Origin of the sequence: Cryptosporangium sp. NPDC051539 (assembly GCF_044454545.1) — a bacterium.
Classification (GTDB): Bacteria; Actinomycetota; Actinomycetes; order Mycobacteriales; family Cryptosporangiaceae; genus Cryptosporangium.
On record NZ_JBITDV010000005.1, the window covers coordinates 516,361 to 542,420 of the forward strand.

General features: G+C 71.5%; 36 protein-coding genes and 1 tRNA gene. 6 read left to right on the forward strand and 31 right to left on the reverse strand.

All coding sequences use genetic code 11. From position 1 onward, the window contains the following. Positions 1 to 68: 68 nt before the first annotated feature. From ACIBZJ_RS18855 to ACIBZJ_RS18885, 7 genes are all read right to left on the reverse strand, one after another. Positions 69 to 416, reverse strand: coding sequence for a hypothetical protein (locus ACIBZJ_RS18855; protein WP_395931094.1), 348 nt, complete (start codon positions 414 to 416; stop codon positions 69 to 71). A 2-nt stretch (positions 417 to 418) separates the two neighbouring features. Further along, entirely contained in the window at positions 419 to 679 is a 261-nt protein-coding gene (locus ACIBZJ_RS18860; protein ID WP_395931095.1) for a hypothetical protein, read from the reverse strand. A 13-nt stretch (positions 680 to 692) separates the two neighbouring features. Next, on the reverse strand, positions 693 to 2,075 hold the full coding sequence (locus ACIBZJ_RS18865) for a phage major capsid protein (protein WP_395931097.1): 1,383 nt from the start codon (positions 2,073 to 2,075) through the stop codon (positions 693 to 695). Positions 2,076 to 2,205: 130 nt separating this feature from the next. Then, positions 2,206 to 2,880: an HK97 family phage prohead protease gene (locus ACIBZJ_RS18870; protein ID WP_395931099.1), complete on the reverse strand. Its 675-nt coding sequence runs from the start codon at positions 2,878 to 2,880 to the stop codon at positions 2,206 to 2,208. A gap of 2 nt (positions 2,881 to 2,882) precedes the next feature. Next, on the reverse strand, positions 2,883 to 4,070 hold the full coding sequence (locus ACIBZJ_RS18875; RefSeq protein ID WP_395931101.1) for a phage portal protein: 1,188 nt from the start codon (positions 4,068 to 4,070) through the stop codon (positions 2,883 to 2,885). Beyond that, complete coding sequence (locus ACIBZJ_RS18880; protein WP_395931103.1) at positions 4,067 to 4,252, reverse strand: hypothetical protein; 186 nt, start codon at positions 4,250 to 4,252, stop codon at positions 4,067 to 4,069. The genes ACIBZJ_RS18875 and ACIBZJ_RS18880 overlap by 4 nt, the downstream gene beginning before the upstream one ends. An 11-nt stretch (positions 4,253 to 4,263) precedes the next feature. After that, the gene (locus ACIBZJ_RS18885) at positions 4,264 to 5,601 is read right to left on the reverse strand and encodes a terminase large subunit domain-containing protein (RefSeq protein ID WP_395931105.1); all 1,338 of its coding nucleotides are present in this window, start codon (positions 5,599 to 5,601) and stop codon (positions 4,264 to 4,266) included. A 182-nt stretch (positions 5,602 to 5,783) separates the two neighbouring features. On the opposite strand from ACIBZJ_RS18885, the gene ACIBZJ_RS18890 reads away from it, so the two are divergent. Then, on the forward strand, positions 5,784 to 5,969 hold the full coding sequence (locus ACIBZJ_RS18890; protein ID WP_395931107.1) for a hypothetical protein: 186 nt from the start codon (positions 5,784 to 5,786) through the stop codon (positions 5,967 to 5,969). A 158-nt stretch (positions 5,970 to 6,127) separates the two neighbouring features. Here ACIBZJ_RS18890 and ACIBZJ_RS18895 read toward each other — a convergent pair whose 3' ends face one another. The 20 genes from ACIBZJ_RS18895 to ACIBZJ_RS18990 all read right to left on the reverse strand — a co-directional run bounded on the left by ACIBZJ_RS18895 (position 6,128) and on the right by ACIBZJ_RS18990 (position 17,856). Next, positions 6,128 to 6,391: an HNH endonuclease gene (locus tag ACIBZJ_RS18895; protein WP_395931109.1), complete on the reverse strand. Its 264-nt coding sequence runs from the start codon at positions 6,389 to 6,391 to the stop codon at positions 6,128 to 6,130. A 3-nt stretch (positions 6,392 to 6,394) separates the two neighbouring features. Continuing rightward, on the reverse strand, positions 6,395 to 6,619 hold the full coding sequence (locus tag ACIBZJ_RS18900) for a hypothetical protein (RefSeq protein ID WP_395931111.1): 225 nt from the start codon (positions 6,617 to 6,619) through the stop codon (positions 6,395 to 6,397). A gap of 82 nt (positions 6,620 to 6,701) precedes the next feature. Continuing rightward, positions 6,702 to 7,229 (reverse strand): hypothetical protein, encoded by a 528-nt coding sequence (locus ACIBZJ_RS18905; RefSeq protein WP_395931113.1) that lies wholly within the window; start codon positions 7,227 to 7,229, stop codon positions 6,702 to 6,704. A 970-nt stretch (positions 7,230 to 8,199) separates the two neighbouring features. Beyond that, positions 8,200 to 8,907, reverse strand: coding sequence for a hypothetical protein (locus ACIBZJ_RS18910; protein WP_395931115.1), 708 nt, complete (start codon positions 8,905 to 8,907; stop codon positions 8,200 to 8,202). After that, positions 8,904 to 9,356 (reverse strand): DUF6221 family protein, encoded by a 453-nt coding sequence (locus ACIBZJ_RS18915; RefSeq protein ID WP_395931117.1) that lies wholly within the window; start codon positions 9,354 to 9,356, stop codon positions 8,904 to 8,906. The genes ACIBZJ_RS18910 and ACIBZJ_RS18915 overlap by 4 nt, the downstream gene beginning before the upstream one ends. Next, positions 9,353 to 9,721 carry a hypothetical protein gene (locus tag ACIBZJ_RS18920; protein ID WP_395931119.1) on the reverse strand — a complete coding sequence of 123 codons (369 nt, stop codon included), beginning with the start codon at positions 9,719 to 9,721 and terminating at the stop codon, positions 9,353 to 9,355. The genes ACIBZJ_RS18915 and ACIBZJ_RS18920 overlap by 4 nt, the downstream gene beginning before the upstream one ends. A gap of 130 nt (positions 9,722 to 9,851) precedes the next feature. After that, positions 9,852 to 10,925 carry a hypothetical protein gene (locus tag ACIBZJ_RS18925; RefSeq protein ID WP_395931121.1) on the reverse strand — a complete coding sequence of 358 codons (1,074 nt, stop codon included), beginning with the start codon at positions 10,923 to 10,925 and terminating at the stop codon, positions 9,852 to 9,854. Continuing rightward, on the reverse strand, positions 10,900 to 11,136 hold the full coding sequence (locus ACIBZJ_RS18930; RefSeq protein WP_395931123.1) for a hypothetical protein: 237 nt from the start codon (positions 11,134 to 11,136) through the stop codon (positions 10,900 to 10,902). Before ACIBZJ_RS18930 ends, ACIBZJ_RS18925 begins: the two co-directional genes overlap by 26 nt. Continuing rightward, on the reverse strand, positions 11,133 to 11,390 hold the full coding sequence (locus ACIBZJ_RS18935; protein ID WP_395931125.1) for a hypothetical protein: 258 nt from the start codon (positions 11,388 to 11,390) through the stop codon (positions 11,133 to 11,135). The genes ACIBZJ_RS18930 and ACIBZJ_RS18935 overlap by 4 nt, the downstream gene beginning before the upstream one ends. A gap of 1 nt (position 11,391) precedes the next feature. Continuing rightward, positions 11,392 to 12,279 carry a hypothetical protein gene (locus ACIBZJ_RS18940; RefSeq protein ID WP_395931127.1) on the reverse strand — a complete coding sequence of 296 codons (888 nt, stop codon included), beginning with the start codon at positions 12,277 to 12,279 and terminating at the stop codon, positions 11,392 to 11,394. Continuing rightward, positions 12,276 to 13,178, reverse strand: a complete 903-nt coding sequence (locus tag ACIBZJ_RS18945) for a hypothetical protein (protein WP_395931129.1) — start codon at positions 13,176 to 13,178, stop codon at positions 12,276 to 12,278. Before ACIBZJ_RS18945 ends, ACIBZJ_RS18940 begins: the two co-directional genes overlap by 4 nt. Beyond that, the gene (locus ACIBZJ_RS18950; RefSeq protein ID WP_395931131.1) at positions 13,175 to 14,179 is read right to left on the reverse strand and encodes a hypothetical protein; all 1,005 of its coding nucleotides are present in this window, start codon (positions 14,177 to 14,179) and stop codon (positions 13,175 to 13,177) included. The genes ACIBZJ_RS18945 and ACIBZJ_RS18950 overlap by 4 nt, the downstream gene beginning before the upstream one ends. 172 nt (positions 14,180 to 14,351) lie before the next feature. Further along, positions 14,352 to 14,528 carry a hypothetical protein gene (locus ACIBZJ_RS18955; protein WP_395931133.1) on the reverse strand — a complete coding sequence of 59 codons (177 nt, stop codon included), beginning with the start codon at positions 14,526 to 14,528 and terminating at the stop codon, positions 14,352 to 14,354. A gap of 45 nt (positions 14,529 to 14,573) precedes the next feature. After that, entirely contained in the window at positions 14,574 to 14,867 is a 294-nt protein-coding gene (locus ACIBZJ_RS18960; RefSeq protein ID WP_395931135.1) for a hypothetical protein, read from the reverse strand. Positions 14,868 to 14,942: 75 nt separating this feature from the next. Further along, entirely contained in the window at positions 14,943 to 15,563 is a 621-nt protein-coding gene (locus tag ACIBZJ_RS18965; RefSeq protein ID WP_395931137.1) for a hypothetical protein, read from the reverse strand. Next, entirely contained in the window at positions 15,560 to 15,925 is a 366-nt protein-coding gene (locus tag ACIBZJ_RS18970) for a hypothetical protein (protein WP_395931139.1), read from the reverse strand. Before ACIBZJ_RS18970 ends, ACIBZJ_RS18965 begins: the two co-directional genes overlap by 4 nt. Further along, positions 15,922 to 16,464, reverse strand: a complete 543-nt coding sequence (locus tag ACIBZJ_RS18975) for a hypothetical protein (RefSeq protein ID WP_395931141.1) — start codon at positions 16,462 to 16,464, stop codon at positions 15,922 to 15,924. The genes ACIBZJ_RS18970 and ACIBZJ_RS18975 overlap by 4 nt, the downstream gene beginning before the upstream one ends. Next, on the reverse strand, positions 16,464 to 17,336 hold the full coding sequence (locus ACIBZJ_RS18980; RefSeq protein WP_395931143.1) for a hypothetical protein: 873 nt from the start codon (positions 17,334 to 17,336) through the stop codon (positions 16,464 to 16,466). Before ACIBZJ_RS18980 ends, ACIBZJ_RS18975 begins: the two co-directional genes overlap by 1 nt. 86 nt (positions 17,337 to 17,422) lie before the next feature. After that, positions 17,423 to 17,590: a hypothetical protein gene (locus ACIBZJ_RS18985; protein WP_395931145.1), complete on the reverse strand. Its 168-nt coding sequence runs from the start codon at positions 17,588 to 17,590 to the stop codon at positions 17,423 to 17,425. After that, positions 17,587 to 17,856, reverse strand: a complete 270-nt coding sequence (locus ACIBZJ_RS18990) for a hypothetical protein (RefSeq protein WP_395931147.1) — start codon at positions 17,854 to 17,856, stop codon at positions 17,587 to 17,589. Before ACIBZJ_RS18990 ends, ACIBZJ_RS18985 begins: the two co-directional genes overlap by 4 nt. Positions 17,857 to 18,160: 304 nt before the next feature. On the opposite strand from ACIBZJ_RS18990, the gene ACIBZJ_RS18995 reads away from it, so the two are divergent. The 3 genes from ACIBZJ_RS18995 (at position 18,161) to ACIBZJ_RS19005 (ending at position 20,233) form a co-directional block, all read left to right on the forward strand. Beyond that, a complete protein-coding gene (locus ACIBZJ_RS18995) occupies positions 18,161 to 18,547 on the forward strand; it encodes a hypothetical protein (RefSeq protein ID WP_395931149.1) in 387 nt (128 codons plus the stop codon). 154 nt (positions 18,548 to 18,701) lie between these two features. Further along, positions 18,702 to 18,971, forward strand: a complete 270-nt coding sequence (locus ACIBZJ_RS19000) for a hypothetical protein (RefSeq protein ID WP_395931151.1) — start codon at positions 18,702 to 18,704, stop codon at positions 18,969 to 18,971. Beyond that, the gene (locus ACIBZJ_RS19005) at positions 18,968 to 20,233 is read left to right on the forward strand and encodes a tyrosine-type recombinase/integrase (RefSeq protein ID WP_395931153.1); all 1,266 of its coding nucleotides are present in this window, start codon (positions 18,968 to 18,970) and stop codon (positions 20,231 to 20,233) included. The genes ACIBZJ_RS19000 and ACIBZJ_RS19005 overlap by 4 nt, the downstream gene beginning before the upstream one ends. 92 nt (positions 20,234 to 20,325) lie before the next feature. Here ACIBZJ_RS19005 and ACIBZJ_RS19010 read toward each other — a convergent pair. Continuing rightward, positions 20,326 to 20,414: transfer RNA gene (locus ACIBZJ_RS19010), tRNA-Ser, on the reverse strand. 128 nt (positions 20,415 to 20,542) lie between these two features. Here ACIBZJ_RS19010 and ACIBZJ_RS19015 point away from each other — a divergent pair. Next, positions 20,543 to 21,061, forward strand: a complete 519-nt coding sequence (locus ACIBZJ_RS19015) for a VOC family protein (protein ID WP_395931155.1) — start codon at positions 20,543 to 20,545, stop codon at positions 21,059 to 21,061. Here ACIBZJ_RS19015 and ACIBZJ_RS19020 read toward each other — a convergent pair. Further along, on the reverse strand, positions 20,993 to 23,290 hold the full coding sequence (locus ACIBZJ_RS19020; protein ID WP_395931157.1) for a putative bifunctional diguanylate cyclase/phosphodiesterase: 2,298 nt from the start codon (positions 23,288 to 23,290) through the stop codon (positions 20,993 to 20,995). The two genes, ACIBZJ_RS19015 and ACIBZJ_RS19020, sit on opposite strands and share 69 nt — an antisense overlap. Positions 23,291 to 23,295: 5 nt before the next feature. After that, complete coding sequence (locus ACIBZJ_RS19025) at positions 23,296 to 24,498, reverse strand: FIST signal transduction protein (RefSeq protein WP_395931159.1); 1,203 nt, start codon at positions 24,496 to 24,498, stop codon at positions 23,296 to 23,298. A gap of 162 nt (positions 24,499 to 24,660) precedes the next feature. Between ACIBZJ_RS19025 and ACIBZJ_RS19030 the strand changes: the two genes are divergently transcribed. After that, complete coding sequence (locus ACIBZJ_RS19030) at positions 24,661 to 25,278, forward strand: hypothetical protein (RefSeq protein WP_395931161.1); 618 nt, start codon at positions 24,661 to 24,663, stop codon at positions 25,276 to 25,278. Here the strand turns inward: ACIBZJ_RS19030 and ACIBZJ_RS19035 are convergent. After that, positions 25,275 to 26,042: an SGNH/GDSL hydrolase family protein gene (locus ACIBZJ_RS19035; protein WP_395931163.1), complete on the reverse strand. Its 768-nt coding sequence runs from the start codon at positions 26,040 to 26,042 to the stop codon at positions 25,275 to 25,277. The genes ACIBZJ_RS19030 and ACIBZJ_RS19035 overlap by 4 nt on opposite strands. Positions 26,043 to 26,060: the final 18 nt, after the last annotated feature.

Below are 26,060 nucleotides of genomic sequence, written 5' to 3' on the forward strand. Positions count from 1 at the left end.
GCTCACCTCCTCGTCGTGCGGGCCCGGTGGCCGGGCGGCCGGGAGGACAGTCCGGCCACCGGGGTCCGTCACCTGCGGCGCGTCCGTCGGGTCGTCGCGCGCGGCGGCACGGCGGTGTCGTCGACGGCGGCCGGTTCCGCGTCGACGGCCGCCGGTTCCGTCTCGCTGGCCGGAGGCTCCTCGTCGCCGGTCGGCGGTTCCCCGTCGCCGGCCGGAGGCTCCTCGTGCTGCAGCGGCTCAGGCACCAGCCGCTGCAGCTCGGCGTCGACCTGCGCGACCCGGTCGTCCAGGCCGCGTGCGACATAACCGCGACGCTCCTCGAGTAGCGCCGCGATGTGGGTCTCCTCGGCCGTCGGCACCTCGAGGTAGCCCACGGCGCCGCTGCGGACGCTGCGCACTGGCAGCTGGTCGGGCACGCTCAGCCCCGCGTCTCGCGCGGCGCGGACTCACGGGTCGTCCGCGCGGCGCGCGGAGCGCCGTGAACGCCTGACCCGGCGCGGGCCCGGTCCGCGGCCGCGCGCCGGTTGGCGGCCAGCTGTTCCACCGACTGCGGGGTGCCGTCGGGGTGGACGTAGCCTTCCTCGCCCGGCCGGGGCCAGGACTCGTCGGCGCGCTGCTCTTCCGCCAGGTCCTGCGACGGAGTGTCGGGCTGTGCGGTGTCGTCGTCGTTGTCAGCCATGCGTTCCTCCGGATCAGAAGACAGGGGTGACGAGGCCGGTGCCGGAGATGACACCGATCGACTTGGGGTACCGGGACGCGTGCAGCGCGGCGTAGTTGTAAAACCGCAGCAGCACCGAGAGCTGGTCGGCCTTGGTCTCGCGGAAGGCCTCCGACCGGGGGGTGCCCTCGTAGAGGATCGAGTCGATCGACCGGAAGATCAGGATCCGGTCCTCCGTGCCGCCGCCGAGGGTGACCGGGATGTTCGGGTCGACGTAGACGGGCAGGCCCTGCAGGTAGCCGACCAGGCCCTCGGACGCGACGCCGTTCTGGACGGCCAGTGCGTTCATCGGCATGCCCGCCGCGGGGACGACCAGCGGTCGGCCCTGGCTGTCGGTTGCGGCCAGGAACGTCGCCCAGCGCCGCGGGTGCATGACGATCGTGTCCGCGGGCAGCAGCCGGGCGGTGTGGATCTGCTGGATCGCGTCGGCGACCTTCGGGTACAGCTCGGCCAGCGTGGGCGTCGCGTCGGTGTAGGTGACCGCGACGGCGCTGGCGACGTTGAGCAGACCGACCTTGTTGGTCGCGTTGTTGTTGATGACGAAGACGTCCAGCTTCGTCGCGTAGTCCGCGGCGAGGTCGGCCAGCAGGACGTCGTCCATGTTGACCGGCGACTGGTCGAGCAGCTGCTGGGCGATGACCTGCTGCCCGGCGATCGTGGCGACCGCGGCCGACACGGAGTTGGTGGTCGCGTCGGTGTTCTGCACCGCGGTGTTCTGCGAGGTCTGCTCGGCCGTGGCCGTACCGGTCGCGATGCGCGGCAGGCTGATCGTGTCAGTACCAGGCGGCAGCGGCAGCTGACGCAGCCGATCGGCGGTGATGCGGCCGGCCCGGGCGAGGGTGATGTACTCCTGGATCATCCACAGCGGCGGCACGAACTCGCCGCCGGCGCCGTCGGTGGTGGTGAGCGCCCGGGCGTGCAGGTCGGCGTTGACGGCCTGGTCGTTGCGGCGGAGCCGGTCGGCGGCCTGGTGGTCGCCGAGCATCTGCGCGCGCATGATGTCGCGGAAGTAGGACCGCTGGCCGCCCTTGGCGTACTGGTCCGGGTCGGTCACCTGGGCGCCGCCAGCGTTGCGCTCGCGCTGCTCACCGGTCTGGCCGGCGGCCGCGGCCGCGGCCGCAGCGCGGGTCGCACGCTCCTCGGTCTGCTCGATCTCGGCGATACGCGCTTCGGTGGCGGTGATGTCCTGGTCGACGCCGCGGATCGCGTCGAGCGCGCCGTCGATCGTCTTCTTCTCGTCGTCGGTCAGCTTGCGCTGCTCGGTCTCGGCCGCGGCCACGACGCGCTCGGCGTCGGTCTTAAGCGCGGCCCGCTTCACCGTCAGCTCGGCGAGCAGACGGCGCAGGTACTCCAGCATCAGCTGGGCTCCCTTCGATGGGATGAACGGGGGTCGCGCTCGCGGTCGTCGGGGTGGTGGCCCAGGTGGTGGCACGCCGAAGCGCGCTCCGGCGTGGGCTCCGGCGCGTCAGAGGTGCGAGCGGTAGGGGCTAGCCGAGCAGCGCGAGGCGCGCCCGGCTGAGCGCCGGGTCGTGCCCGGCGGGTTCGTGGGTCGCCGGAGCGAACCGGCGCTGCAGGCGCTCGAGCAGATCGCGGGCGGCCTCGTCGGAGAGGCGGCCTGGGTCGAACGACCGCGCGGACTCGACCGACGTCGACGGGTTCGCGCCGAAGTTGACCACGCTCACGTCGCCGCGGTGCAGGTCGACTTCCTCGACCGCGAGCTCCTCGTAATCCGGCGACCAGCGCTGCCGGGTGATGCGGAACGCGAAGGACATCTCGTCGACGGCGAGGTCCTCGATCGCGGCGAGCATGTCGCCGACGTCGCGGCGCTTGCCGTTGACGTCGGCCTCCATGTGCAGGCCGGTCGTGTCCTCGGACAGCCGCAGCGTCCCGGCCTTGGTGTAGGCCATCGACAGGCCGCCGTGGTTGAGCAGCAGCTGCACACCGGGGTTCTCCTGCAGCGTCTTGGCGAATGCACCAGCGCGGACGGTCTCGGTGTAGGGGCCGAGCCAGTCCCACATCTCGTACGGCGCTTCGGTCACCGACGCGTACCCGGTCAGCGTGCTGACGCCGCCGGCCTTGGCTCGGACCTCCAGCTGCACCGGGTAGGCCCGGGTGGAACGGGCCTCCGGCTTCGCGGCGCCGCGGTCGCTCTTGGCCGCCATGCTCACCCCTCGTCCTTCTCCGGCGCGCCGGTGCCCGGCGGCGTGGTTGCCTTCGGTTCGTTCGGTTGGTCGCCCCACGGCACGGGCGGCTGGTCCTCAATCGCGCGGACCTCGTTCACGGTCAGCCAGCGGTTGGCCAACGCGAGGGCGTGCGCCCGGTAGCGGTCGAGGGTGCTGGTGCGCAGCAGCGCGGCCCGCTCGAAGCGGACGTACTCGCCGGCGGGAAGCAGCGCGCTGAGCCACCGCTCGGCGCGGGCGAGCCACGGGTCGAGGGTGTAGGCGAGCAGGTCCAGGACGCGCTGCTCGCGGTTCTGGTACGTCAGCGTCCCGCCGGTCTCGTAGCCGAGGACCTCCGGCATGCCGGGCCCGTAGATGCGGGCGCACTCGGCGCTGGTGTAGCCCTGCGTCTGCAGGAACTGCGACTCCTCGGCCGAGACCTGGATCGCCTGGTACTTCCAGCCGCGGCCGAACACGACCGGTTCCCGGCGACCGCGCAGGGCCTGCAGGAACCGCAGCTTCGCCTCAAGCGCCTGGCCGCGGTTGAGCTGAGCCTCGTCGTTGGTCAACAGCGCGGACGGGTGCGCGCCGTCGGTGAACCACTGCGCGCCGTACCGGGCGGCCGACAGGCCCTGGCCGATCGTGAGGGCGTGCTGCTCGATCGGCGAGAGACCCATGACCTGCCCGGACATCGGGTACGCCCGGCGGTGCCAGATGTTCGCGGCCGGCCGCTCTTTGCCGTGCACGCGCCAGGTGACCTTGCCGTCCTGCGGGTCACGCCAGCCGATCGCGTCGCCCGGCGCGAGCAGCAGGATCTGCGTCGGGAGGCCGCTCGGCCCGCCGCGGGCGAGAACGTCGCCGGTGACGTTCCCGGCCAGCAGCAGCGCGAAGAACATCTGCTGCAGCCAGTCACTCGCGCCGTAGCCCTCACCCGACGGGTCCTCGAGGAACGGCGTCAGCGGCAGCTGCTTCGCGTGGTCGCCCTCGCCGCGGTAGTGCTGCAGCGGCAGCGTCGACCCGAGGCTGGAGATCAGCACCACCGACGCCCAGATCGCGACCTTCTGCAGGCCGGCCTGCGGTGTCCGCGGTAGTGCGTTGGCGAACGAGCTGAGCATGCTCGGCGGGTTGACCAGCGGCGGATCGGGCAGCCATTGGCGCTGCAGCGCGGGCGAGCTCCGGAAGAACACGCTCACCGCGACAACCGCCAGTCGACGGCCAGCAGGAAGACGCCGGCGACGGCGAGCCCGGCGACCGGGGTGAGCATCCACGCCGCCCCGGACAGCAGCAGCGCGCCGGCCACGCCCGGCAGAAGCCGCAGGCCTCTGCCGGTGGCGTCGGCCAGGCCGGGCAGCAGCCGCATCATCCGAACGCGCACGAAGGCTCCCATCACCAGATGTTGTTCAGCGGGTCGTAGGGCTCTTCGTGGCCGAACTTCGTCCAGCCCCACGATGCGAGCGTCACCGCGACCAGCGGGCTGATGTCGGCGGACATCGACGCCCGGGCCCACGCCCACGCGTCGCCGAGCGGCCGCTTCTGCCCGGCGGCCACCGCGGCGTTGAGCTGCGCCTGGTCGATGTGCCGCAGGTCGCCGGTCTCGACGCACGCCTCGTAGAAGTCGCCGGCGGCCTGAGCCGCCTCCCGGGCGCTCGGTGTCACCAGCTCGAGGCCGCGGGCGGTCAGATCCGGGATGAGCGATCCGGCGGGCCCGGCCGGGTCGACGATCAGCGCGACCGGCTGGCGAGCCTCGGCGAGGTCGGCGATGCAGTTCTTCATCCAGCCGGTGCCGGGCCGGTGGTCGACCAACTCGACGTGCAGCTGGCCCTGGTCGTTGAGGCCGGCGATCGCGATCGATCCGTACGACCGCTCCGGCGTCATGTCCGCGGCGATCGCCACCTGGCCGACGATCCGGCTGTCCTCGTCGGCCAGCGACTGCCAGACCTCGGCCTCGATCACCGACTCGGCCTCGGCCTCGGTGTCGGCGATGTTGAGGAACGCCCGGCGGAACTCCGGGCGCTTCATGCTGAGGTACGCGGCGCGGACGACCGCCTCGGTGGTCGCGCCGAGCACACCCAGGGCCGGCATGCACGAGTGCCACGTCGCCGGGTCACCCGGGTCAGCCTCGGGATCGGCAGACCACTCGAAGTAGGCGATGCCGTCGGTGACGCCGCCCTCGACCGCGGCCCGTCCGATCTCGACCTTGTCGAGCAGGTACAGCGACTTCGCCGTGCCGGCGGTCGAGGTAACCCAGAACTGCGGGTCGAGGCGGGTGTTCATCGCGGGCTTCATCGCCTGCTCGGCCCGGCCGTCGATCAGCGCGAAGGCCTCGTCCTGGACGCCGAGGTCGAGGGTCGGGCCGTGCCCGGCCTTCTCGGTACCGGCGACGATGCCGTGGACGCTGCCGTTGTTCCAGAGGATCGCCTCACGACCGTTGACCAGGCGCTTGCGGTACAGCCGCGCGTAGGGCGACTTGTCGAGCAGGTAGAGGTGCTCGTCCTCCCACTTGATCCGCGCGTCCTTACCGGTCTGCGCGCCGTAGAGGATGGTCTGGCGGTCGCCGGTGATCGTGGGGAACGCGAGGGCCCGGTGCACCTCGACCGGCAGGATCAGCGTCGTCTTGCCCGACTGGCGCGGGACCGTGACGACGATCTCGCGGTAGACCAGCCGCCCGGTCCACGGGTTGATCTCGTACGCGACGTCGGAGACGTACCGCTGCCACGGCAGCATCGGTTTGCCCAGGCGCGCCGCGACCTCGGCGACCTTCGGCCCGTACGTCGGACGCTCAGGCCTGCGCGGCGTCCCCCACCGGGGCAGGCACGTTAGCTCCGGAACTCCCGTGTACGGGGGTGGACAGCCCCGCGAGAGCGTCGTCGTCAGCGCGCCTCACCCCCTCAGCGAGCTTGTCGAGCGTGGCGCGCAGCTCCTTGAGCACGGCGGCGGTGCTGTTCTCCGGGCCGTCGTCGAGCGAGCGGGCCGCGGCGACCGCCGCGGCGGTCAGCGTGCGGTTGAACGGGCCGGCGATCGCGCCGAGCGCCTCGAGGTCCTCGCGGAACGCGGCCTCGACCGGGCCCGGCTGGTCCCCTCCCCTTGCCTGATCACGCAGCGTTACCGAGCTACGCCGCGTGACTGCCCACCCTGCGCTATGTCCGCTTTGGCGGGGGCGTTGGCCGGGGAGAGAAACGGGGAGGCAAGTGCAGGGGGTCCCCCATATGTCCGGTTTAAAAAACTCTGTCCGTTTCCGCTGGTCATCGCGTCACTCGCGCCCGTACCAGTCACGCGATGTCTTCACTGTGCGTAACTGCATGCGGTTGCCTCGCTTCGAGTTACACGTGGAGTGAGCGGCCCGCAGGTTGCTCGGTGCCATGGGGGCACCCCCCTTACTCAGCGGCACGATGTGGTCGACGCTGTTCGCCCCCGGTAATCCGCACAGCGCGCAGATGCCACCGCTCGCGGCCAGCACCAGGTCGCGCAGCCTGCGCCACGGCCTGCCCTTCCGGCCTGCAGTACGGGCACTCACCGTCTACCTGCTCGGCGTAGCGGACGGCGCCGGCGGCGGGAGGTGTGGATCGTGCGGCCGCATCGGGTGCAGCAGCGTCTCCCAGATCAGCAGGAGCGTCAGCAGCAGCACGATCACCGCGGCGAAGTTGAGGACGGCCATGATGTCCTCGGCGACACGCCGCTCGATGGTGTCCGACGGTGCGTCCCGGTTCCGCCGCCAGTTGTACGGATCGTCGAGGTTGAGCACGGTCGGCCTCCCGCCCGCAGCGAGGAACTGTCGGACCTGCGTAGTAACGCGGGACCATCGGGGCCGCAGCGAGGGCCGACGGTCAGGCGGCCGGAGCCCATCGGACGTGGCCGTCGTCAGTGAACGTGAACCGCAGCCCTGATCGGGCCTCGATCGCCCGCTTGACCGCGACGTCGAGCTGCGGATCGGCGAGGTGCGTCACGTAGAACTTCGCGTGGTGCGCGACCCGGTCGCCGAGCAGGACGAAATCGGGCGCCGGCTCGTCGCCGCCACGTGGCCCGTATCCGTCCCGCTCAGCAACGGCGCGCTGGTCCGGCGTGAGGTCGCTCCAGGCGATCCATGAGTCGTCGGCCGCGCTGCTCCACCGCGTGCCGACCACAGCCAGCTGGGGTCCGTCCTGGACGGGCAGGTCGACGTACAGCTTGTGAGGCCAGCCGTACTTCCGGTCAGCCCACTCGGTCCGTAGCCACTCCGGCTCGGCCGCCAGGTCCTCGGGGTGCACACTGCCGCACCAGGAGCAGCGCCGGAAGTGCTCACCATGGGATCGGTCCAGCCAGAACCACCGCTGTACCACCCGCTGCTGACCGATCTCGGGGTGAACAACGGCCACGATCGACCTCCCGCGTGATGGTGCCGGCCGGGCGGACTGCTCGGGGCTCACCCGGCCGGGTACTACTCGGTGAGACGGTGAACACGACGAAGCCCCGGCTCCGCTTCCCGCTTTCGCGCGATGGATGCCGAGGCTTCGTCCGCCCGGGGTGATCAGTCCCGCACTTCCCGGAGGGCTGGTTACCGGGCTGCCCTGGACTTCCCACGCTACTCCCGGCCGTGAAGGACTCCGTGCACTTGAGCCGCTCGGGATGTGAAGTGGTGAGAGGCGGGTTAGGTCCACGTCGCCGGACCCACGAGACCCCTGTTCCGAACGCCCGCAGCCGACGACTTCCCGCGGCGCCGCGGGGGCTCCCCGCCAGCGGCCAAAGTATTACCCCGGACAGGAATCGTCACACTGATCACAGGATGCTTGGCTGCTGGTCACGCCGTCAAGCGACGCGCCTTCTTCTCTTCGGATCGCGTAGCTCTCGGCGGCAGATTCCCAGGAGTATCGGACGGGGCGGCCGGTGATCGTTCGGGGCCACTGGTCGAGGCTCGCCCAGTAGTAGACAGTGCCGATCGGTACGTGGAGGACGGCGGCGATGTCCCGGGCGCTGAGCCATGCGCCCATCCGGATCATGAGCGCACCGTACGCGCGTACGACGCGAGTTCCCAGGCGGTCGATACGCCGACGCGCCGTGGCCTACGAGCCACAGCTAAACCGTACGCCTGTACGGCGAAGGTGGCCGATGCTCGCCCTTGCATGCCGGGCGCTCCCAGGTCGCGCCGCATTCCGCAGGCGGGTCGCCGACCGGCTCCCGGCAGGTAATGGTGCGGTGACCGCCGCCCCCGGTGATGCATTCGCAGGGCTTCCAGCCCACGAGCATCCGGCCGGGCACCAGCAGGTGACCCACCGGGCAGCGCTCGGGCCGATCCTCGATTGACTCCGCCACAGAGTCGAACATAGGTGCGAACACGGTCGAGCGGGGTCAGCTGACCGCTTCCCGGCGGGCTTTCGTGAGCGCGCGGCCGAGCTTGGCCCAGTCGATCGGGGACCACTTCGCGCTGCAGGTGTCACACGCGACCTGGCCGGGGAGGGTGGTGTCGTTCGTGACGATCGCCGCGGTGAGCGCGCCCGGGCAGTCGGCGCCGGTCTCGGCGCACCAGCCGATCCGGACCCGCGCCGTGTGCACCGGGTCGAGGCGGGCGAGGGCGCCATCTCGCAGCGCACGGATTTCGTGGGCGAACTGCGTGATGGGCGACTGGGCGGCGATCCACTCGAGTTGGCGCTCCAGCCAGGGCGCGGCCTCCTCCGGCCGCTCCGGGTGGCCGGGTCCGTCCAGGCCGCGGGCCTCCGCGACGTCGCCGGTCCATCGGCGCAGCACCACGGCGATCGCCTGCCGCTGGGCGCTGACGCCGGCGTCGAAGGGCAGCGGCGCGCTCGTCGACGAGCTGCCCACGACGCCGGCGGCGCGGCCGTGGCCGGTCGCGGCGAGCGACTCGGCGAGCTCGGCGTCCAGCTCGGGCAGCCCGCGGATCCGCGATCGGATCAGGCCGCTGTCGTCGACGACGTCGGCGCCGACCAGCATGCTGCGTAGCGACCGCTCGCAGCCGAAGCACACCAGCGACGGCGGCCGCGTGCCCCGGGTGCGTTCCGGTGCGCGCCGGTGGATCAGCACGCACGCCCCGGTGGTCACTCGGGCCGCCAGGCCGCGTCGTAAGCCGGGTGAGTGGTGAACGGCTGCGCCATGAGCCGCAGCGTCTCGCATGGCCAGTCGCCGCCCTGATAGCGACAGTACGAGCAGTCGCGGTGTCCGGTCTCGTCGTGCAGGTCCACCAGCCGCCGCTTCAGGGCGACATCCAGCAGGACGCTGGCCGGGTCGTGCAGGGCGATGTGCCGGGCCTGCTCGACGCGGCAGCTGCCCTCGTCGTAGATCAGGACGTCGCGCCGGTTGTCGCCATCGGCGTAGAGGACGTAGCCGCTCTCGTCGTTGTCCCAAGGGTCGCGTTCACCGTCGGCGACGTCGGCGGCGGCGACCCAAACGCCTCCCCCGCCGCGGTTACCGGATGCCTCGACGGCTGCTCGCGCGGTCTGCTCGATCTCGTCGTAGCGAGCGAGCAAGAATGCATGAATCCCGGTGGTCACGGGCCTATCTTCCGCTTCGCCTGCCAGGAGCCGCCGGGGCAGGAGTACTGGTGGGCGGTTCGCCGGTCGAAGTCGGCGAGCTCGGGCGGGATTGGGCGGCTGCGGCCGAGGACCCGCACCCAGGGATTGCCGGTTCCGTCGGCGGCCGCGACCAGGACGCACAGGCCGTCCTCGGTGACGTCGATATCCAGCGGCATGATCCGGGTACCGGCGGAGGCCTCGGTCGGCGCCCAGAGAATCGTGCCGTGGCACCACCGGCACCGCCCGGACTGCGGCGGCCGCCGCGGACGCGGCACTGCCGGCCGGGCCTCCCGCGATGGAGGCTCGACCGGCAGCCCGAACAGCTCCGGCTGGTGCTCGGTCACCGCCGGCGGATCCTCCGCACGATCCGGGCCCGGCAGCGGCGCAGCGCGCGGCAGAGCGACGCCCACCGCCAATCGGTCCGGTCGTCGTCCCCCGGATCGTCCCACGCCGGCGTCGGGCCGCTGCGCCACCTCACGACGACTGGCCGGCTGTCCGTACCGCCGCGGTGATCGCGGTCGCGCGGAGCGGGCCGAGGAGGTCGAGGACGACGGCGTCGGCCCACACGACAAGGGCCGCCGGGCCACCTGCTTCGTCCATCTGCTCGCGCATCTGGTTGGCCTCGTCGATCAGGTGCTCGGGCACGATGCACTCGGTGGTGACGTAGCCGTGGTCGTCCTCGTTCTCGACCTCGAACGCGTCGCGGTAGTCGTCGAGCAGCTCGGCGGCATAGTCGAGGCTCCGGGTGGCCGTGATGGTGGCGGGGATCAGCGCGGGGTCGAGGCCGGCCGGGATGACCGGCGGCGGCGGCTCCTGCGGGGCGCCGTACATGGTGCGCGGGTTGTCGTCCTCACCCGCCAGGCTCCGCAGCACGTCGTTGTACAGCCGGATCTCGCCAGCGGCCGCGCGCAGCGCGCACTGGGCCCGGCGCTGGTAGCGGTAGGAGACCTCGGTCCACCTCGCCGAGATAGCGCTGGTGGCCGAGCCGGGGTTGCCTTCGTAGGCCAGCCGGGCGATCCGTCGGCCGTTGCCCGCGCAGGTATCGCCCCAGTCGCCGACGAGCAGGACCCGCTGGGCCTCCATCGCGGCGAGCGCAAGCTCAAGACCCGCGAGCTGGGAGACGTCATCCTGGAGGCGCAGCAGGAGGCCGCGCCATCCGTCGTGGACAAGCAGGCTGTCCGGCCCGGTGCCCATCTCGCGCTCGAACAGCGCGTCGATCGCGTCGACGACACGCAGCCGCTGGGACACGTACGTCTCGGGGCGTCCGGCAGTATGGGTGTCGATGCTCTCGGCGCCGGTGTCGATGTCGATGGCGATCGCGTTCAACGCCTCGATACCGCCAGGGAGGTCGCCGAGCTGGATCGCGGCGACGTACGCCGGGTACGGGCCGGACAGGCGGTGCCGCTGCTCCAGGTCGGCGGCGCTGATCGCGCCGAACAACGCGGTGACGTACGTGCCGGACGCGTAGCCGCCGCCCTGGCCCAGGTGGTGCAGGGCCTGGCGGGCGATGTGCGGGGTGATCTCAGCGGACGTGGATATGGCGGGCACGGGGGCTCCTCGGTGGACGCTGGGTCTGGACGCGGAACCACGCGGTCCCGCGGCGGTAGCGGGTCTTGATCGCGGTGACCAGCAGCTCGCGGTCGGGCGCCAGGTCGAGCACGAACGCGGTGTCGACGCCACGCCGGAACGCCAGCGAGTCCGGGTGCACCCGAGCGACGTCGTTGATCGCGCGGGCAAAGAAGCGGCCGGTGCGGTTCACGGGGCCAGCTCGATCGGCGCCGGGGTCAGGGTGCCGGCGACGATGGCGGCTAACTGGTCCTCCGGACGCGGGCCGAACTCCTGCCAGCTGCCGACACGGATCTCGCGGCGGCCCGGATAGTCGCGGGCGATCCGCTCCTGCAGGGAGTCGATGTCGTCCATGCTGCTGACGGGCAGGGCACGGGTGATGCCGCAGTTGTCGGCTCTGAGCCGGCCGCCGACGACGTGGGTGTAGGAGATGAAGAGCCGGTACACGTCAGTCCTCTCCGGGGATTGCAGGCGCCGGGTCAGTCGCCGCGGGCACGCCCTCGGCGGGCTGCTCGCCGCATGCCTGTTCGACCTCGCGGCGCAGCTCGTCGATCCGCGCTGAACCCGGTGCGCGGCGCCAGAACCCGCGCGTGAGGGCACGGCTGGGCACCCGGCCCTCCAGCTCGGCCTCGTCGCTCAGCCATTGCCGGACCTGTTCGTCAGTCGGCCGCTGGTCGGAACGGTGCAGCGCGTCGGAGAGCTGCTCCCACAGTCCGGCGCGGCTGGCCTGTGCCCGGTCGCGCCCGGCGTGCGCGGCCGCGGCGGCTGCCTCCGCGGCCGCGCGACGTCGTGCCTGGTCAGTGGCCTCTTCCTGAGCGTTCAGGATGGCGGCCTCGGCGTCCCAGGCCGCGGCGAGCTCGGGCCACCACGCGTCCATGACGGCCGGGTCCGGGCCGGGTTCGGCCAGCGGCGCCGCGGCGTCGATCACCTCGCCTGCGCGCTGCGCGGTGGAGAGCAGCGCGGCGGTCGCGGTGACCATCAGCCCATCGATCGCGAGCGGCCCGACGGCTACGGTGAGGCGGTCCTCGCCGTAGTAGGCCAGCAGCGCGGACGCGTGCTGATAGGAGACGAACGCGGCCACCGCGATCACCGGGACCAGCCCGCCGCGGCGGGCGAGGGTCCACCGCCAGCCGTGGCGCCACGTGTTGCGGGCCAGGATCTCGATACCGACGACGACCGCGACCGGCCAGAACACGGCGAGCGCGACAGCGAGCCACTCCGGGCCCCAACCGTCCGGCGCGCCGGACGCCGGCATGTACGTGTGCCGAACGTTCAGGCAGACGCTGAACGCCCCGCCCAGCACGAGCCCGATGTACGCCCAGATCCGGCCGCTCACTGCCCGCCTCCGGCAGACGACGCCGGGCCGGACTTCTCCGAGCGGCCTCGGGCGATCTCGGCCGCGCGCAGGTAGGCCTGGCGGTCCTTGGCCCGCCCGGGTTGGCCGGCGAGATAGTCCACGCCGTCCTCGAGCCGCGACACCGAGCCGCGGAAGATGGTGACGAGCCGTTCGGCCCTCTCCTCGACCGTCGGTTCGTTGGGCTCGAATCTGATCCGGATGCCGACCGTCGTGTCCGTGCACGCCGGGCAGCGCCCCGTGCCGTCGCAGGTCACGCAGGAGACGCCGAACAGGTGCGCGGCGCCGGCGCAGCCCGGGCACAGGCTGGCGCCGCCGCAGGTGTCGCAGGGCGCCAGGATCAGCGTCAGCGCCTCTCGGACCTCAGCGGACCAGCGACGCCACGTGACGTGCTGCAGCAGCTGCTGGCGGGGGTCGGCGACGCGGTCGACGATCTCCAGCGGGAACTGCAGGGTGCGTTCGCCGATCGGATCGCGGTCTAGCTGGTCGTCGGTACCGTCGCCGGCGAACACCGCGAAGTGCACCTGGACCGTGCGGCCCGCCGGGCGCAGGGGGACGCGCTCGTGCTGTGGCGCCAGGGCGAGCGCGGCCAAGGCGTGAGGGTCCGCTACGGCGGCCGCGCCGGGCGCCGAGCTCGACGCCTCGTCTGCGGTCGCGGGCGCTGCCGCGACCTGGCGCGCGGCGTCCAGCGCCTCGGCCACACGGTGCCGGAACTGCTCGGTCGAGCTGAGGGCGAAGCGGCCGCAGCCTCGGCATTCGAGGTACCCGCCCATCGCCAACGTGTAGGGGCTGGTCGGCTCATGGGCGTTGAACGCGTTCACGGCGGCGTCGGTCTGGAGCGAATCCCAGGCCGCTGCGACGCGGTGTGACGTGGGGGTCATGCGGGTCTCCTGTCGGGTGTGGAGTGGACGAGGCGCAGATGGCCGCGGCCGCCTGCGGCGGTGCGTCGGCCCGGGCCGGGATCCGGCATCTGGGGCAGCGGAACCGTCGGAGTCGCGTCGGCGGGGGCGTCGACGGCGGCCGCGGCGTCCGTCGACCCGGGATGGTCGGCCGGGTCGGACGGCACTAAGCGCCCCGGGACTCGGGCAACGCCTCGCCACGGATGCACCCCAAGGCCGAGAGCGGGATCGACTTTGGCTGTCCACAGGTCGACGCCGTCGCGCGTGGGAGGGGTGACCGCAGTGCTCGGCCGAGAGTGGGTTGGTCGTAGTGGTGGTTGGTCTATGGGTTGGTGGGTGGGCGCTAGCGCCACCTGATCGAGGCGCTGGCGCCGTGTGATCGGGTCATCAGGGGGCGCTAGCGCCGTGTGATCGAGTGCGACCGCGGCCGGAACAGGTGGCGCTGGCGCCGTGTGATCGGGTTGTTCACAGGGCGCTGGCGCCGTCAGTTCGACGCGGACGGCCGGTTGTCCACAGGGCGCCGGCGGCGTTTCGTCGTCCGGGAGCTCGCTGGCGGGCAGGAGCTCGAATCGTTCGAGTAGGTCCTCGGGGTAGCTGAGCCGGTAGTCGCTGGCGCGCTGGCCGCGGCCGTAGCTGCTGCCGGATTCGAGCTGGTTGTAGAGGCCGTACGCGACGAGCCGGCGCAGGCAGCGGCCGACGACGTCCTCGCTCAGCCCGGTGACCTTGGCCAGCAGCTTGGTGCCGGGCCGGACGCGGGTTCCGTCGGGGTCTGCGTAGGTGGCGCCGACGAGGCCGACGAGCATGACGTTCTGCGGCGACGGTGCGGACTTCCGGCGTTTCGGGTCGCGCTCGACCGGGAGGATGATGCGCCGCAGTAGCCGTTCCCATTCGAAGCGGTCGGCGTTGATCAGGCGGGGCGCGGCCGCCTGGTCTTGGGGGTCCTGGCCTGGGACGTCCTCGTCGCCCCGGGCGGTGTTGCTCACGTGCTCTCCCGGATGGATCGGTGGTTCGGGGGTTACAGCCGGAAGTGGGTGGCCGGCCGGTGCCCAGGGGTGGAGGCACCGGCCGGCCGTGCGGGCCGCGGGTCGGTCAAGGGACGCCGCGGCCCCGGCCTCCCCGCGGGCAGCAGCGCGGGGAGGGAGGCTCCGAGGTCGGCTACGTCGCCGGTGTCTCGATCGTCACTTCGAGGGCGCGGCCGCCGTCGTTGTGCCAGCTCGCGGTCAACCGGAACCGCGGGTAGGCGTCGTCGGGGACGTCCTGCAGCGCGGCCCGCAGCTCGCGGGCGCTCATGCCGTGCAGCTCGCGGGGCGCGCGGATCACGGTCCTGGTCATGGTGCCTCCCGGCGGTGTTTGGTCAGGTCTGGACGGTGCGGCGGGTCAATCGACCGGGGCCCCGAGCAGCGGCACGTCGTAGCGCGTCAGCACCGGCGATCGCGCCGCACCCGGCCCCGGGTCGCGCCGCGCGTCGACGTGGTGGCCGTCGGCAAGGTGGATCGGCGCGTGGCCACCGGTGCGCTGCAGCCGCAGCTGCTCGCTCTGGCCGTCGACCGTCTCGCGGTGACGAGCCGTCCGGCTGCCGCGCCACGGCACGAGCAGCAGGCCGAGCACGCCGAGTCCGACGACGCTGATCAGCAGCGCGACGGCCGCCGTCCACATCACCCAATCCGGCATAGGGGGTCCTCTCGATGGATGGGGTCCGGAAGAGACGGCCGACCCCGGAAGGGGGATCGGGGCCGGCCGCCCGGTCTAGGGAGCCGCCTCCGCGGCCGCGGGTTCGGACTGGGCGATCGCGCGCTCCAGCCGGGCGATCACCAGTTCGGTCTCGTCCGCGGTGAGCGACGTCGACGACAGGACCGACCGGCCGATGGCCTCGGCCATGTAGCCGCGATACGCGTCCTCGTCGTCCAGGTCGACGCCGACCACGGGCAGCAACGCGAACATCCGGTTCCGGCGCCGCTGCAATCGCTCGACCGCCACGGATTGCGCGTCGACCAGAGCGACCGCCCGGGTCTTGAAGTCCTGCTGCAGCACGGCCGCGACCGCGTCCGGCAACTGGCCGTCGGTGGTCGCGGCAGCCGCCTCGGCGCCGAGCGCCGTCAGGTCCTCAAGCGCCGCCGCGGCCGCGAGCCGCTCCCGGAAACCGGTGACCCACGCGAGCACGCCTGGGCCCGCGTACTCGGTCGCCAGGGTCAGCCTGGTTTCGTAGGAGTCGGCGGTCGCTTCGAGCTCGTCGGCGTTCCGGTGGAGCCAGCCCAGCGCTTCGGCGCGATGCGCCGAGAGGGAGGTGTCGGCGGCAGCGAGCGCCGCGGCCTGATCGCGCATCCGGGTGGCGGTGCGGCGCAGCAGCGCCGTACCGGCGGCGTTCACCGGGCCACCGTCCGGACCGTGGCGAGGACGCCGGGCCGTGGCGCGCGGCCGGCCAGCCGGCACGGCGAGCACCGCGGGTCGCCAAGAACGTACTCGTCTCCGTAGCGGGCTCCCCCGCACTCCGGGCAGCGCGGCACCGGGCCGTCGACCGGGATCACGATCCGCGGATGACGGCGCGTCTGGTGGCCGCGCGCAGACGCCTCCGCGGCCGACTTGGTGGCAAAGCCGCTAGCGCCGACCCGCGGACAGGTCGTGCAGGACCAGCCGAAGCAGAACCGCTCACCGTCGAGGAAGACGTCGAAGCCCGCCTCGGGGTCCAGCAGCGTCGGGACCTCCGCGACCCGAGTGATCGCAATCGTCACGTCGCCTCACCACCGTCGGCGATGTAACCGGCGCTCGTCCACGCCTCGACCGCGATCTCGCCGACCCGGCCGTGAGCGGTCAGCTTCCGGAACTCCTGGGTACGCGATCCGTCTCCGTACTCGACCGATGGGCCGATGCTCGAGACGGGCTCTCCGAGGCCGAGCGGCCCGGCCCACCGTGCGAGGTCGTCCGGTCCGCCATCCACGTAGACCGTGACGCCGTCTTCCCACTTCTCGGTGCCGTCCGCTCCGACCACCTCGTGGGGCCAGTAGCGGAGGCCGCGGTTCGGGAGGTGGAGGCCGTCCCGGACCATCGCCAGCAGCACCGTCGGCAGAACCTGCGTGACCATCGGGCCGAACGAGAACACCGGTCCGAAGGGCGTATACCCGTCCGCGTCCCGATCGTTGGCGAGCAACTCCTCGAGGGCAGCCAGCCGCGCGGCGAGCTGCTTCTTGGTCAGGCGGGAGTAGCGAGCGACACGGGCGCGGTTGCGGTCGAACGAGCTGATGTAGCTCAGCTCGTCGTCGACATCGGTCATCACTGGTCACCGCCGGCCGCAGCCGCCGCGGGGAAGTCGAACTGCACGACGTAGGTGACCGGGCCGAACTGCTTCCGGGTGTTGATCGAGCCGTGGTCCTCGACGACGTCGGCCTCGATCGCGGCCGCCGCGACGTAGACAATGTTCCGCGCGGACTCGGGGTCGCGGTCGCGCACGTGGTGCACCAAGTACGGCCTCGGGGGCGTCAGCGCGCCGGGGTGGGTCGCGAGAAAGTCGATCGCGTCGCGCAGGCCGCTGAGGACCTCGGCCCGGCGGGCGAGCGCCGCCAGCTCGGCGACGGCCGGGAACAGGTCGCCGGCGACGGAGCTGGTCGCGTCGACGCCGCGGTCATCCAGGACGGTGATACGGCTGATGCGGTCGCCTGCGCGGAGCTGGCCGAGGAGCACGTCGACGTGCCGACGCGCGTCGCGCTGGCCAAGCCCGCGGTCGGTAGCGCGCCGTACGCCGTCGCGGCGCCAGGACACGGTGTACGTCGGCGTTGCGGTGGCGGGCTCGGCCTGCAGCTCAAGGCCTAGCAATGACAGGCCGCGGTCGGTGATCCACCAATCGCCGGTCGCCTCGTCGAGGGCGATCAGGTCGTGACGGCGCAGCACCGCGACTTGCTCGGGCGAGGGGAGCTGGTGGAGGCTGTGGACGTGCACGATGCGTAGGTCGCAGAGCGCCATGCCGGCGCTGGTCACCCACATCGACGGGTAGCCGCCGAGCGTCTCGACGCCGACCCAGCCGTCGGCCACCAGGTCGTCGATGCCGTCCGGGACGCCGACGATCAGGGCCCGGTTGTCGTAGAGGTCTTTCACCCGGTCAGCGACGGAGACGGTGGTCTCGGCCGGCGCCGGTACAGTGCTGGTCAACGGAGACTTCCTTTCAGGACAAAGGGGTCTTCGGGGTGGTGGGGCCGCGTAGGGAAGTGCGTGGCTCCGCCGCCCACTTCTTTGGGTCAGCGGGTCTGCGGTCGCCGCGAGTCGGCAGCGTGCTGGTCGAGTGCTGCTCCGAGCTCGGCGATGGTGCTCGTCATGCCGTGCGGAACGGTCAGGCCGACCTGAGCGTGGAGACGCGCGACGTCTCGGGCACGGATGTAAGCGGTCGCGACCTCGTAGTGGGTCATGACGCTGCCGCGCCGGGAACGACGTACCGGATGAGGTCTGCGCGCTTGCAGTACTTGTGGCGGCCGATCTGCTCGAGCGGCACGGGGAACTCGTCGCGCTTGGCCAGGCCGTAGCTCTTGTAGTAGCCCCAGCCCAGGGCCTCACCGGCCGTCGACAGCGGTACGAGCATTGGCAACCTCTGCAGCCGCTCCTCGTCCCACGGCTCGTCGGTCTCGTCAGCGGCGGTTTCGTCAGTCGCCGGGGCGTCGACGCTAGCGCTGGACATGCCACCTCAACTTTCTTTTCGGAGCGCTTTAAAAGTCTTCATGTGAAACTTCGTGCGCACAACGGATCGGCTCCCGGTGGCGACGGTGGTAGTTCCCGCAGCTCCGTGAGGACTTGTTTCTCGGTACGAGCCAGAGGGTTTCATAGTGAGAAACTCTCGTCAATTGCCGTTAGTTGCCGTCGGTTGCGATCAGGGCTTTTAGCTGCGTAGATATGCGCTAGATCGGCGCGCGTCGGGGCCTGGCAACAGCCACACTGTGACGCGGGCCAGTGACGCAGAGGTGCATCCGGAACGGGCGGTGAGGATGGCAGAGCAGGCTTCGCCGACCGCGCTCAGCCGACTCATCACTGAAGTGATGGACCACGAACGACTTTCTGCAGCCGACATAGCCCGTCGCTCCGAGGGAGAGTTCAACGCCGGCCAGCTCTCCAAGTGGCGGAACCGCACGTTCTCCGAGGCGCTGCGGCCGGCGACGATCGTCGCGCTGGCCCACGCGCTGCGGCGGCCACCGTATGAGGTCTGGGAGGCCATGGGCGCCTCGCTTGGGATTGAACCTCGGTCCTCGTCAGGCGGTTCCCGGCTGTCTCGAGCTCTCCGAGATGAGAGCTACGACTTGCTGACCCCCTCGCAGGAACATCTGGTGGTCAGCATGGCGAGCGAGATGGTCCCCAAAAGGACTAGCTCCGACTAGCCGGAACGGCGGATCGGCCTCAGTCGTCGGTTGGCGATGAGCGGCAAACGACGGCCATCAATAGCGTTCACCAGCGCCCAGACGGCGCTCAGTGATAGCGATAAGGACGTACGCCGGGTCATGACGCAAGCTAGAGCGGAGGGGCAGCTTCGTCATGCCCAGTGCCTTAATCCAGGCAATCCAGACAGCACTCGCCCACGAGGATCCCGTCGAGCGACTGCGGCTGAGCCTCATCGCCGCTGCGACGTTCCGGGCGCGACTCGGTCTGGACGCTCTCGGCGGCGCCGTCCTGACGGCCCGCGGGATCGACGCGATCGCTGAGACACTCGACATAACGCCTGCCGAGGTCGCCGCACGCCTCGTCTCGCTGGACGACGAAGACCGCGACCGTGTCGAGTCGCTGATCGAGGAGCCCGAAAAATGAAATCCGGGTCGGTCTACAAGCGGTGCCCTCACGGCAACACCGGAGGCGGACCGAGCCGACCGCCGGCATGCAAGCAGCGGCACGGCAGCTGGTACTACGTCTACGACCTCGGCGCGCACCCTGGCACCGGTGAACGGGTCCAGGGCAAGAAGGGCGGGTTCGCCACCGCGGCCGAAGCCCGGGAGGCCTGCACGGCGGCGATCCAGGCCGCGCGCACCGGGATGACGATTGCCCGCGACAAACGCACCGTCGCCGCATACCTGGCGACCTGGTTGGACAGCCGCCGCGGCCCGCGCTTGTCGACGATGACGAACTACCGCGGCTACGTGAAGAACCACATCAATCCGACGATCGGCGCGGTCAAGCTCCAGGAGCTGGCCCCCGACCACATCGACGAGATGATGAACGCGATTGTCGCCGGCGATACGCACACACGGCCCTCTCAGCCCGCCGGCGTCGCGACCGCGAACCGCGTGTTCGCGTGCCTCCGTAAGGCCCTCAACGACGCGATGAAGCGGCGACCGCCGCTGCTGCACGTCAATCCGTGCGCGAGCGTCGAGCTCGAGGAGGAGCTCCGTGACGAGGTCCAGGTCTGGGAGGCCGACCAGATCGCGATGTTCCTTCGCTACATCAGCAGCGACGCCGCGCTCCCGTCTGACCGACGTTTGGCGGTGCTCTATCGGCTGGTGCTGCTGCGCGGCCTGTGCCGCGGCGAGGCAATCGGGCTGTCCTGGCCGCACGTGAACCTCAAGGACGGCGTCATCCTCGTCCGGCAGGCAGTGACCCAGGTCGGCGGCGAGGTATCCGTCGGCCCGCTCAAGACGCGGTCGCGGCGCCGGGAAATCGCCCTCGACGCGATCTCGGTAGCGCTGCTGCGGACCCACCGGAAGGCCCAGCAGGCGGAGCGCCTGGCGGCCACCGAGTACGACAACACCCACGGTCTGGTCTTCGCTCGCGCGGACGGTCATCCGGAGACACCGGAACGCGTCAGCCGCCGCTTCAAGGCGGTAGCTGGCTTCGCGGGCCTGCCCGTCATCCGTCTGCACGACGGGCGGCACTCCGCCGCCACGCTCGCGCTGGACTCAGGCGACGAGATGCGCGACATTCAGGAGCTGCTCGGGCACTCCACCGGCGTGCTGACCATGAACACGTACACGCATGTCCGCAGAACGCGGAAGACGACCAGTGCAGCGGCCGCCGCGAAGCTCGTCGACGGGAACGCGACCGTGACCGAGATCCGGCCTCAGACCGGACCGGCGTGACCAATCGGTGACCAGGACCGAGTTTCGGCCCTGGCCACCGCCGCCTGAGGTGCTCAGAAAATGACTGTTCTGGCTGCTCAGCGTAGCTACAGCGGAGGGCGTGGGATTCGAACCCACGATACCGGTTCCCCGGTATAGCAGTTTTCAAGACTGCCGCCATCGGCCACTAGGCGAGCCCTCCTCGGCCGCCGCGGGCGGCCGTGCGCAAGTTTGTCATGCGCCCGACCCGTCGGCACAGCCGATCGGTTTGATTGAACGCTAAACAAAACGCGGCTATCGTAGGAGATCACCGATCCTCCGGAGGTCCCGATGCCGGTCCAGCGCCTGAACCACGCCGTGTTGTACGTCCGCGACGTCGCCCGCAGCGTGGCGTTCTACCGCGAGGCGCTGGGCTTCCGGGTCATCGACGGCGGCGACGCGTTCCCCGGAGCGGCGTTCCTGCGCGCGGGCGGCTCGAGCAACGACCACGACCTGGGCCTGTTCCAGCTCGGCGACCAGGCCGGCCCGTCCGGCGCCGGCCGCAGCACGGTCGGGCTCTACCACCTGGCCTGGGAGGTCGACACGCTCGCTGAGCTGCAACGCATCGAGGCGAAGCTGCTCGAGCTCGATTCCCTCGTCGGAGCCAGCGACCACTCCACCACCAAGGCGCTCTACGCGAAGGACCCCGACGGCCTCGAGTTCGAGGTCTCGTGGCTGGTCCCCGCCGAGCTGCTCACCGACGAGATCCGGTCCAAGCGCAACGAGATCCACCGGCTCGACCTAGCGGCCGAAGTGGCCCGCTTCGGCGCCGACACCAAGGGCGGCGTCGGGGTGTCCGTTCCGGCGTAGCCAGGCCATCACGTCGTCCTCCGCGAGCGGGCGGGCCAGGAAGAACCCCTGCCCGAACCCGCACCCCATCCGGCGCAGCTCGGCGAGTTGCTGCGGACGCTCGATTCCCTCGGCCACGGTGTAGAGGCCGAGCGCGGTCCCGAGCCCGACGATCGACCGCGCGAACGCCAGCCCCTCCGGCGACAGGTCGATGTCCGCCAGGAACGACCGGTCGACCTTCACCGCGTGCACCGGTAGCTGCCGCAGGTACCGCAGCGACGAGAACCCGGTGCCGAAGTCGTCGACGGCGATCGTCACGCCGAGGTCCCGCAGCGTGAACAGGGCATCCAGTGCGTCGTCGTGCTCCCGCACGATCTCGTTCTCGGTCACCTCGACGGTCAACCGCGACGGGTCCATCCCGGCCGCCCGCACCAGCGCCGCGATCTCCGCCGCGGCTCCGGGCAGCCGCAGGTGCGAGGCCGCCAGGTTGACGCTGATCCCGAGCGTCGCCGCCGGGGTCGAGTCCCACCGGCGGACGGCCGCGGCGGCCGCCGACACCACCCATCGCCCGATCGACGCGATCAGCCCGGTCTCCTCGGCCAGCGGAATGAACTGCGACGGCACCAGCACGCCCCGGGTCGGGTGGTTCCAGCGCACCAGCGCCTCGAGGCTCGTCGGCCGCATCGTCCCGAGCTCGACGATCGGCTGGTAGACGAGGAACAACTCGTCCTGCTCGACCGCCCGCCGCAGGTCGGCCTCGAGGTCCAGGCGGTCCATCAGCAGCGCGTGCATCTCCGGCTGGAACACCTCGACCCGCCCCCGGCCGCCCTGCTTGGCCCGGTACATCGCGACGTCCGCGTCCCGCAGCACCTCGTCCGGGGTGCCGGTGCCGGACGCCACCGTCGCCCCGATGCTCGCCCCGACCGAGCACTCCCGCCCCATGATCACGAACGGCGGGGCCATCGCCGCCAGCATCCGCTCGCCGACGTCGGTCACCTCCGAGACGTCCTCGACCACCCGGTCGACGAGGACGACGAACTCGTCGCCGCCGTACCGCGCCACCGTGCTCCCGTGCCCGGCGGCCTCGCGCAGCCGGTCCGCGGTCTCGATCAGCAACTGGTCGCCGGCGTCGTGACCCAGGCTGTCGTTGACCAGCTTGAACCGGTCCAGGTCGACGAAGAGCAGCCCGCACGGCCCGCGGCGCAGCGCGTGGCCGAGACGCTCCTTCAGCAGCGTCCGGTTCGGCAAGCCGGTCAGCGCGTCGTGGTACGCCTGGTGCAACGCCTGGACGCCCCTGGCGTCGGTCAGCGCCATGCTCACGTGGTCGGCGAACCCCTGCAACATCTCGGCGTCCATCTCGTCGAAGACGCGGCCGACCTCGGTGGAGCCCACGATCAGGCAGCCGACCCGCTCGCCGTCCTCGCTCACCGGAGCGGCCATCACCGCCTCGATCGGGTCGACGACGGCCTGCGGCTGGGCGGTCTTCCGGAGTGCGGCCTTGTCGGCCATCACCAGGTCGCCGCTGTCGAGCGCGCGCCGGAGCCCAGGCGTGATCGGGAGCCGCCAGGCCGCCGCGGCGAACCATTCCGGCATCCCGCTCCGCGACGCGAGCAACATCTGGCCGGCGTCCTCGGGATCGATCAGCCGCAGCGAGAGCATGTCGCCCTCGAACAACCCGTTCGCGCTGGCGGTGATCACGTCGAGGATCTCCTGCAGCGGCACCCGGGTGAGAAGCGCCCGCTGCACCCGCCCGAACGCCTCCAGCAACCGCTGGCGCCGCTGGAGCGTGCGCACCAGGCCCTCGTACTCCAGGCGCAGCGTCCGCTCGCTGGCCAGCGTCTGGATCTGACGGAGCTGCAGGCCCAGCACGCGGCCCATCCCGCGCAGCAGGCTGAGTTCCTCCGCGCCGAACGCGCGATCGCCCCGGGCGACGAGCAGGTGCCCGGCCGTGCCCGCGCCGAGCGCGACGACGGTGCTGAAGCACGGCCCGACGCCCGGGACGTCGATCGTCGGAGCGCGGTCGATCGCCGCGGTCACCAGCAACTCGTCCGGCGCGGCGCCGCGAGGGAAGCCGACCTGGGCCTGCAGTTCGTCGCCCAGCACGACGGCGCCGACCTCGGCCTCCATCAACTCGGCGGCCCACTCCGCGGCGGCACCCGCCGCCGTGCCGACGTCCGGCCGCGAGGAGACCACGGCGAGGTACTCCGGGAGCTGTTGCGCTGCCCAGTTGGAACCCTCGGCCGGATCCATCGCGCTCAGCTCAGCGCCAGCACGACGAGCGCCTGGTTGTGGTAGCCGGTGGTGCCTCGGGTCCGGGCGATCTCGCCGTGGCAGTAGAACCCGGCGAACGACGCGCCCGCGGCCCGCGACGTCATACGTGTGACGTCGGTCAGGCCGCGCGGAGCCAGAACCCCGCGCCGGCCGACGCAGTCGAACGCGAGCAGCCCGGCGACCGGCCGGTCGCCGACGCCGGCGATCGCCGCGTCGAACGCCTCGTCGGTGGCGGTCAGCAGCGCGTCGGCGTCACCGCGCAGCAGCCAGGCGACGCTGTCCGCAGGCACGTCGGCGGCGGACGAGAACGACCGGTTCTCGTAGTTCGGGTACGCGACGACCCGGACCTCGTCACCACCCGGACGCCGGAGCGCGAGTGGGTGCAGCAGCGAGAAGCTCTGGAACGCGTGTTCGTCGGTCCAGCACTCGTCCGGAGCGTCGAGGAGCGTCAGGTACGTGTCCAGCGCCGGCTGGTGATCGAGTTCGAGCACCTCGTTCCGGTCGGTCGACGTGACCTCCACCGCGTCGCCGGTCCGTTCCCAGCCGTGCCGGAGGCCGATCCCGAACGGGTTGTCGCTGGCGATCGAGGCGGCGACCACGCCGTTGCGCAACACCCGGTCGTCGCAGATCAGTGGTGCGTTCGCGAACGCACTGATCGACGGGCTGGCCCCGCACCCACCGACCAGCGGCACGGACGCGCCGACCGCCGCGTAGGCACCCCGGATGAGGTCCTGCTGGTGCCCGGCCTGCCCGTCGGTGAGCACCAGCGCGAACCGATGGTCGCCACCCGGCAACGATTCGAACGGCGCCACCGCCCGCGCACCGGCGTCGCGCAGCACTGACGCCCGTACTCCGGTGTCCCGCCGCTCGGCCGCGTCCGGATCGATGACCTCGGTACCGCTGACCTTCACCGCGAGCCCGGGTCCGCCCAGCGCGACCACCACGACCGCACCGTCACCGGCCCAGCCGTCGGCGATCTCCCCGGCGGTCGGGCACCCGATCAGCGAGACCTCACCACCGACCGAGCGGACGCCGGCCGCGACCGCCTCCGGATCGTGCGTGCCGGCGAAAAACGCGATCAGCAGCCGGGGATCGTCACCGGCAAGAGCGACGCGAGCCGCCTCCGCTCCGGCGAGCCGTGAATCGACGTCGGCCGAGCACCCCACGTTCACCCAGGTATCCGCCACGCGGCCTCCCGTCCGACCGGCCCACTCCCGGTCCTATCGGCACCCGCGCGGGGAGATGAAGGGCGTGTCGCGGCGAAGGTGAGAGGATTCAGGGAAGGCCGGTTGTCGTCGTCCCCGGCGAGCTCCCGACCGGCTGGTACCTCAACGTCAGTGGAGGCGGGGATGGACGTGCTGGAAAAGGCGCGGGCTCGCCGTACGGCCGCCAGGGCTGCGGCTGAGCGAGCTGCCTTGGACTGGCAGGATGCCGTCGTCGAAAGCATTGATCAACTGGTCGACCAACTGCAGATCGCCGGCGTCAACCGGCTCGCGTCGTTCGAGGCCGCAGTACGGCCGGCTCTCGACGGCGAGGCGTGGGAAGAGCGTGAGGATCTGGTCGCCGCTTCGTTCGCGTCCGATGCGGGGGTAGTGCACTTCACCCCGTCGGACGACGAGCGGTGGGCCATCGCCGTGGAACTCTGGGACGACCTCCGGTCGGCCCTCTCCCGGATCCACGGCACCGACGTGCCGGCCGGCCTGGTCGTCGATCTGGACGCCCGGGTAGCGGTCGGTTACGAGCCGCTGTACTGCCCCGACGTGGGCATCGAAGCCGACCTGATCCTGCATCTGGTCCGGGCCGATTCCGACGAACCGTTCGCGTCGCTGCTGCTCGAGCTGCCTGATCCCGATGCCGCGATGGACCGGGTGAACGACCTGCTCGATCGGTACGGCCTGGAACCCCCGACCAAGCCCGAGCACGAGCCCGGCGAATGCGACCTCGGCCTCGGAGAGGACGAAGACTAGAAACCGGCCAGGTCCGGCCGCTTCGCGGTGATCGTGTCTCCCGAGGAGCGGCCGGTCAGGCGGCGTCCTACCCAGGGCGCCAGGTGGACGCGGGCCCACTGCAGATCGGCGCGCCTCGCCGCGAGCCACTTCTCCGGTGAGGCGGCCGGCAGCGCGGCCACCCACTCCGGATCACAGTCGAGCCCGAGCACGCTGAGCACGTTGTGCGCGACCCGGCGGTGCCCGCTCTCGTTGAGGTGCAACCGGTCGATGCTCCACATCCGGCGGTCGCGGAACCCGTCGTCGGCCCAGAGGTCGACCAGGTGAGCGTCGTACTTCTCCGCCGTCTCCCGGATCAGGTCGAGGAAGAAGTCGATCCGCGGCACCAGGTACCGCCGGGCCGCCGGATAGTTCGTCGTGATGTCCGCGGGTGTGAAGAGCACCACGGTCGCCCCGCTCGCGGCCAGCCGCTTCACTGCCCCCTCGTACGCCTCGGCCAGCCGCACCGGATCGAACCGCCGCCGCAGCGCGTCGTTGCCCCCGGCGACGAACGTCACCAGATCGGGCCGCATCGCCGCGGCCAGCGGCACCTGCGCGTCGACGACCGCAGGCAGCAACCGCCCGCGTACGGCCAGGTTGGCGTAACGGAACGCGTCGGCCTCCGCGGCCAGACATCCCGCGACCAGATCGGCCCAGCCGCGGTACGTGCCGTCGCCGTACGGGTCGTCCATTCCTTCGGTGAAGCTGTCACCGATCGCCACGTAGCTCGCCCAACGCCCGCGCACGATGCTGCACCTCCGGCG

What these genes read in the sequence shown, in the direction of transcription:
- ACIBZJ_RS18995 (WP_395931149.1), top strand. Translation starts at nt 18,161, where the DNA reads ATGGCAGAGCAGGCTTCGCCGACCGCGCTCAGCCGACTCATCACTGAA.
- ACIBZJ_RS18955 (WP_395931133.1), bottom strand. Translation starts at nt 14,528, where the DNA reads ATGACCAGGACCGTGATCCGCGCGCCCCGCGAGCTGCACGGCATGAGC.
- ACIBZJ_RS18885 (WP_395931105.1), bottom strand. Translation starts at nt 5,601, where the DNA reads ATGCTGCCGTGGCAGCGGTACGTCTCCGACGTCGCGTACGAGATCAAC.
- ACIBZJ_RS19015 (WP_395931155.1), top strand. Translation starts at nt 20,543, where the DNA reads ATGCCGGTCCAGCGCCTGAACCACGCCGTGTTGTACGTCCGCGACGTC.
- ACIBZJ_RS18865 (WP_395931097.1), bottom strand. Translation starts at nt 2,075, where the DNA reads ATGCTGGAGTACCTGCGCCGTCTGCTCGCCGAGCTGACGGTGAAGCGG.
- ACIBZJ_RS18985 (WP_395931145.1), bottom strand. Translation starts at nt 17,590, where the DNA reads ATGACCCACTACGAGGTCGCGACCGCTTACATCCGTGCCCGAGACGTC.
- ACIBZJ_RS18990 (WP_395931147.1), bottom strand. Translation starts at nt 17,856, where the DNA reads ATGTCCAGCGCTAGCGTCGACGCCCCGGCGACTGACGAAACCGCCGCT.
- ACIBZJ_RS19030 (WP_395931161.1), top strand. Translation starts at nt 24,661, where the DNA reads ATGGACGTGCTGGAAAAGGCGCGGGCTCGCCGTACGGCCGCCAGGGCT.
- ACIBZJ_RS19000 (WP_395931151.1), top strand. Translation starts at nt 18,702, where the DNA reads ATGCCCAGTGCCTTAATCCAGGCAATCCAGACAGCACTCGCCCACGAG.
- ACIBZJ_RS18945 (WP_395931129.1), bottom strand. Translation starts at nt 13,178, where the DNA reads ATGACCCCCACGTCACACCGCGTCGCAGCGGCCTGGGATTCGCTCCAG.
- ACIBZJ_RS18960 (WP_395931135.1), bottom strand. Translation starts at nt 14,867, where the DNA reads ATGCCGGATTGGGTGATGTGGACGGCGGCCGTCGCGCTGCTGATCAGC.
- ACIBZJ_RS18975 (WP_395931141.1), bottom strand. Translation starts at nt 16,464, where the DNA reads ATGACCGATGTCGACGACGAGCTGAGCTACATCAGCTCGTTCGACCGC.
- ACIBZJ_RS19005 (WP_395931153.1), top strand. Translation starts at nt 18,968, where the DNA reads ATGAAATCCGGGTCGGTCTACAAGCGGTGCCCTCACGGCAACACCGGA.
- ACIBZJ_RS19020 (WP_395931157.1), bottom strand. Translation starts at nt 23,290, where the DNA reads ATGGATCCGGCCGAGGGTTCCAACTGGGCAGCGCAACAGCTCCCGGAG.
- ACIBZJ_RS18870 (WP_395931099.1), bottom strand. Translation starts at nt 2,880, where the DNA reads ATGGCGGCCAAGAGCGACCGCGGCGCCGCGAAGCCGGAGGCCCGTTCC.
- ACIBZJ_RS18860 (WP_395931095.1), bottom strand. Translation starts at nt 679, where the DNA reads ATGGCTGACAACGACGACGACACCGCACAGCCCGACACTCCGTCGCAG.